The organism is Kocuria sp. UBA1838 (assembly GCF_002338785.1).
GTDB lineage: Bacteria > Actinomycetota > Actinomycetes > Actinomycetales > Micrococcaceae > Kocuria > Kocuria marina.
This window is the reverse complement of record NZ_DDIY01000010.1, coordinates 9,151-14,179: the sequence shown is the minus strand read 5'-3', so window position 1 is coordinate 14,179 and position 5,029 is coordinate 9,151. Positions and strand designations below refer to the sequence as shown.

The following is a 5,029-nucleotide window of genomic DNA, read 5'->3' as shown; positions in this document are numbered from 1 at the left end:
CACGTGACGTGCTGCGACGCGTCCGGGCGGGTCACGGTCAACGGCGAGGCGCTCGATGAGCCCTATTTGTACCCCGGGGCAGCGCCGTCCGACATCCCGTTCGACGTCACCGTGCCCGACGGCAAGCTGTTCGTGCTGGGTGACCACCGCAACGCCTCCGCCGATTCCCGCTACCACATCGCCACCGGCACCGGGTTCGTGAGCGAGGACGACGTCGTGGGCACCGCGTTCGTGATCGCGTGGCCGCTCGATCGCTTCCAGTTCCTGCACAACCCCGCCGAGGTGTTCCAGGACGTCCCCGCGGCCGGCGGGCAGTGAGCTCCGCGACGCCGCGCACCGTGCCCACGCTCGAACTGGAAACGGAACTCGCGCGCGCCGGGCACCGCTTCGTGGCCGGAATGGACGAGGTGGGCCGGGGAGCCCTCGCGGGTCCCGCGAGCGTGGGCCTCGCGGTCCTGGACCTCGAACGGATGGCCGGGGGAGCGCCGTCTGACCCGCCGCCGTGGCACGGCGTGCGTGACTCCAAGGCCCTGAGTCCAGCGCGGCGTGCGGCCCTCGCGGGCACGATCGCGGCATGGGCCGCGGGCACCGCGGTGGGGCACGCGCAACCGCGCGAGATCGACCAGTTCGGTGTCACCGACGCGCTGCGCTTGGCCGGGCTCCGGGCACTGGCCACCGTGGCCGCACACGGCACGCGCGTCGATGCCTTGATCCTGGACGGTTCCCACAACTGGCTGGACGCACCCCCGGTGCTGGGGCAGGACGCCGACGACGCCGCGTTGCCGCCGGTCGTGCGCACATTCGTCCGGGCCGATGCGCACTGTGTCAGCGTGGCGGCCGCGTCGATCCTGGCGAAAGTGGAGCGCGACGAACTCATGGTCTCGCTCGGCCGCGAGTTCCCCGCGTACGCGTGGGAGTCCAACAAGGGCTACGGCAGTGCTGTGCATCGCGCGGCGCTGCTCGAACACGGCACCACGCCGCAGCACCGGCTCAGCTGGAACCTGGGCGCGCGGTAGTCCGCTGCTCACCCGCCTTCCTTCGCAGGTGAGGTGGGGGCCTGGTACTCGAGGGCCCATAGCGCGTCCTGGGCGGATCCGCCCTGCACAGGCGCGCCCCGGCCATGGCCAGGAGTGTCGTCGCGCATCACAGTGGGTCCATGACGACTTCCACATCTGCCCATGTGCCACGCAATTCCGGTCGCCCGGGCGCCGCTCCGCCCGACACCGCCCCGCCCGACGCCCAGGTCGCGGCCCATGTGAGCGTGGGGAGGGCGGGGGAGGAACTGATCGCGGACCTGTTGCAGCGTTCGGGCTGGCGGATCCTGGACCGGAACTGGCGCCCCGCCGTTGGGCCCGGGGCACCCCGCGGTGAGCTGGACGTCGTCGCCGAGCGACAGGGAACCGTGACCGTGTTCGAGGTCAAGACGCGCTCGGGCGGGGACTTCGGACATCCCGCGGAGGCCGTGGGGTGGGAGAAGCTGCGGCGACTGCATGTCCTCGCGCGTGCCTGGGCCAGGGAACACAGGGCTGTCGCGATCCCCGGCGTGGACGTCGTGGCGGTCCACTGGCCCCGCGGCGGTACCCCGCGCGTGGAACACATGGGCTCCCTCGGCTGGTTGTGAGGCATCCGCGCGATCCGTGCCACGGGGCCCGTTCGCCGCCGACCTCCACCGGGGAGTCACACTCCGGGTCGTCACCGAGAGCATTATGAATTTCCCCCTCCCCGTGCCACGGTATTTTGTGGGATGAGTACAAAGGCTCGGCGATCGGGGGACGCATGAAGAGTCCGGCGTGGCTTCCTCACGTATTGTCGGCCACGGCATTGGCCGCGGCCGCCTCGCTGATGCTCGTCTCGTGCGCGGACGAGGAGCCGCCCGCCGGATCCGACGCCTCCGCGTGTGCCACCTCAGCCGCGGGTGACCGGGGTCTGCATGCCGGGATCTTCCGGGCGAACCTCCCCAACGGGGCGTCCGTGCGCATCACGCTCCCCGCGCGGGAGATTCCCGATCCTGAACTCGACGAACTGCGCAAGGATGCCCGCGTCAAACGCGCGACGTACGCCACCGTGGAGATCGACAACGAACGGGGAGATTCCCCCGTGTCGGTGAGTCGCATGATCCTCAAGGCCTCCGACGGCGGGTCCTACCAACTGGAGAACGTCTCACGGGCCCTGGACCGGTGGCGGCCCCGGACGTCCGGGGACCAGTACCGCGCCCATGACGGGTCGCCACTGACCGAGCACGAGGCCCGGCACCTCAAGAATCGCATCGAGGTGGCGGACCGGACCGCCGCGGGGGACATCGCCGTGGGCGAGCGCGGTACGAACATCCTCGTGGGCGACATCTCCCGTGTTCCGGAGAGCTTCGAGAGCCTCGAGCTGATCCCCTCCATCGGTAACCGGGAAGTTACCGCCGTGCGTGCCCAGCCCGAGGACACCGATGACACCCCGAGCGGCAACGGGCCCGCGGGCGGCGGACAATCGGGCAGCGGGAATGGATCGGACGGCGCCAGGGAGAGTGCGAGCCCCGATGCCCCCGCGGAATCGGCTGCTCCCGGTGTCCCCGCTCCGGACGTCCCCGAACCCTCGGCACCGCCCACCGCGGACACCCCTGAGGCGCCCGGGGATCCGGGTGCGCCCGCGGTTCCGGACCCAGGAGCGCCCGTTCTCCCGGATCCGGGAGGGATCCCGCCGGTGAATCCCGATCCGGGCGGTCCCGTGCCTCCGAGCCCGGCGCCCACGATCCCGATCCCGCCGGTACCCGCGCCCGACACCTCCGTCTCGCCCCACCCGGCGGTGACCGATCCCATCGTCTCGGTGCCCACGGTGCCAGCACCGGTGATCCCGGACCCCGTGGACCCGGATCCGGGGATTCCGGGCCCGGGATCCCTGGAGCCCGCAGCCCCGGCGGAGTCGCAGGACCTACAGCTCGGTCCCATGAACCTGGAACTGCGGGCCGGAGCCCCGGTCACGGAGCGTCCCGACAGCGCCGTCTCCGTGGTGCCGGTGTCGGTTCCTACTGACGTGCTGCCCGTCGAGGACACGGACCCGGCAATTGCCGTCCCCGTGCCCCTGGAGGACCCCGCGCCCGCTGCTCTCTAGTGGGCCGTTCGTTGGGATTCGCCCCGGTACACGGTTCTGTTCAGGGGCGCCTCGCGACGTAGTCTGCTGCGCCCGGCCGGGTCACGGGTCCGCCGTGCCGGCGCTGTTAGGGGCCTCCGCGGGTGATCGTGTTCCACCGGGTCTCTCGAGTCGTGCCTCGCCCGTCTGGCCAGTTCATGTCCGCATTAGGGCCGCGGCATCTGGGCTGCACACTGCTGGGCTGTGCTAGGGCCCGGCGGCCCGGGCGGGAACGCTGGACCCATGATTCGAGATTCGGTGACGTGCAGCGCCAACCCATGGTCCGGACGTGGCTCGTGAACGGGTTCGCGCGCAGCCGCAGTGTGGCGCTGGTCGGGTTGGCGGGGCACGTGGTGGAGGTTGAGGCGGACATCGGCCAGTCACTGCCGGCGTTCACGATCATCGGCCTGCCCGATCAAGCGGTGAACGAGTCCAAGGAGCGGATCCGTTCGGCCGCGCGCCATGCCGGGGCCGCCCTCGCACCGCGCAAGATCACGGTGAACCTCTCCCCGGCCACGCTCCCCAAGCGGGGGTCGCACTTCGACGTCGCGGTCGTGATGGCGGTGCTCAGCGCCCAGGGAGTGGTGCGGGTGCCGCCGGACACGGTGTTCTACGCCGAGCTCGGTCTGGACGGTTCCCTGCGTCCGGTGCGCGGTGTCCTGCCCGCCGTGTTGGCAGCGGTGCGGGCGGGGTATCCCCGAGTGGTCGTCGCCGAAGCCAATCGGGCGGAGGCCGAGCTGGTGGCCGGCGCGGACGTGAGTTCCGCCGCCCACCTGTCGCAGCTGCTCGTCGCCCACGGAGCGGATCCTACGTTGCTGGCCCGTGCGACGTCGTCACGGGCCGAGAGCGCGCCGGACGGCGGGAACCCGCAGGAGCCGGACGGAACGGCCGTGCCAGACCTGCGGGACGTGGTGGGGCAGGTCGAAGGGCGTCAAGCGCTCGAGATCGCCGCCGCCGGTGGACATCATCTCCTGATGGTGGGACCACCGGGAGCGGGCAAGACGATGCTCGCGGAACGGTTGCCGGGGATCCTGCCGGACCTCGCGGACGATGACTCCCTGGAGGTCACGTCCGTGCATTCGCTGCGAGGCGACGACGTGTGTTCGTCCCTCATACGGCGGCCCCCGTTCCAGGCCCCACACCACAGCATCACCATGCCCGCGCTGTGTGGCGGAGGCAGCGGGATGCCACGGCCCGGGGCCATTTCCCTGGCGCATCGGGGCGTATTGTTCCTGGACGAGGCCCCTGAGTTCGACCGCCGGGTGCTGGACGCCCTGCGGCAACCGCTCGAATCGGGAACGGTCACGATCGCCCGGGCACAATCCGTGGCCCACTATCCCGCGCATTTCCAATTGGTCCTGGCGGCGAATCCGTGTGCGTGTGGCAACGCGGGCGGCACGGACCAGGCATGCACATGCACGGCGGTGCAGCGCCGCAGGTATTTCGGCAAACTGTCCGGGCCCCTGCTCGACCGTGTGGATCTGCAATTGCGGGTCCCCGCCGTGACCTACCACGAGCTCAGCGGGGGCCACGGCCGGACCCCCGAGGACAGCGCAGCCGTCGCGGAGCGGGTTGCGACCGCCCGGGCCGCCCAGGAGGAGCGGCTGCGCCGCTGGGGGTGCCGACTGAACAGCGCGGTTCCGGGTTCACTGTTGCATCGCACCCTGTCACCGGGCACTCGATCCGTGCTACCGCTCAAGGCCGCCATGGACAACAAGACCCTGACGGCCCGTGGATTCGTGAAGGTGTTGCGTGTTGCCTGGACCCTGGCGGATCTGGCCGGGGCCACGGTTCCCAGCCCCGAGCACGTGCAGCTGGCCCTCTACTTCAAGACGACGGTGACGACATGACGGAACACCACCCCGCCGGGTCTGAAAGCTACGGCAGCTCGACAGAGCACCACCCCGCCGGG

5 protein-coding genes are annotated in these 5,029 nt (G+C 71.0%); all 5 read left to right on the top strand.

From position 1 onward, the window contains the following. On the top strand, window positions 1–318 hold a 318-nt coding region (gene lepB, locus B3I25_RS05095; protein ID WP_286738094.1), incomplete at its 5' end, for a signal peptidase I. Further along, entirely contained in the window at window positions 315–1,016 is a 702-nt protein-coding gene (locus tag B3I25_RS05090) for a ribonuclease HII (protein WP_286738093.1), read from the top strand. The genes lepB and B3I25_RS05090, both read left to right, overlap by 4 nt. 140 nt (window positions 1,017–1,156) lie before the next feature. Then, window positions 1,157–1,621 (top strand): YraN family protein, encoded by a 465-nt coding sequence (locus B3I25_RS05085; RefSeq protein WP_131332729.1) that lies wholly within the window; start codon window positions 1,157–1,159, stop codon window positions 1,619–1,621. A 155-nt stretch (window positions 1,622–1,776) separates the two neighbouring features. Further along, window positions 1,777–3,099: a hypothetical protein gene (locus B3I25_RS05080; RefSeq protein ID WP_286738089.1), complete on the top strand. Its 1,323-nt coding sequence runs from the start codon at window positions 1,777–1,779 to the stop codon at window positions 3,097–3,099. Window positions 3,100–3,395: 296 nt separating this feature from the next. Continuing rightward, entirely contained in the window at window positions 3,396–4,967 is a 1,572-nt protein-coding gene (locus B3I25_RS05075; protein WP_064846122.1) for a YifB family Mg chelatase-like AAA ATPase, read from the top strand. Window positions 4,968–5,029 lie beyond the last annotated feature (62 nt).

Coding starts and splice junctions, on each gene's coding strand:
- B3I25_RS05085 (WP_131332729.1), top strand. CDS start 1,157: ATGACGACTTCCACATCTGCCCATGTGCCACGCAATTCCGGTCGCCCG.
- B3I25_RS05080 (WP_286738089.1), top strand. CDS start 1,777: ATGAAGAGTCCGGCGTGGCTTCCTCACGTATTGTCGGCCACGGCATTG.
- B3I25_RS05075 (WP_064846122.1), top strand. CDS start 3,396: ATGGTCCGGACGTGGCTCGTGAACGGGTTCGCGCGCAGCCGCAGTGTG.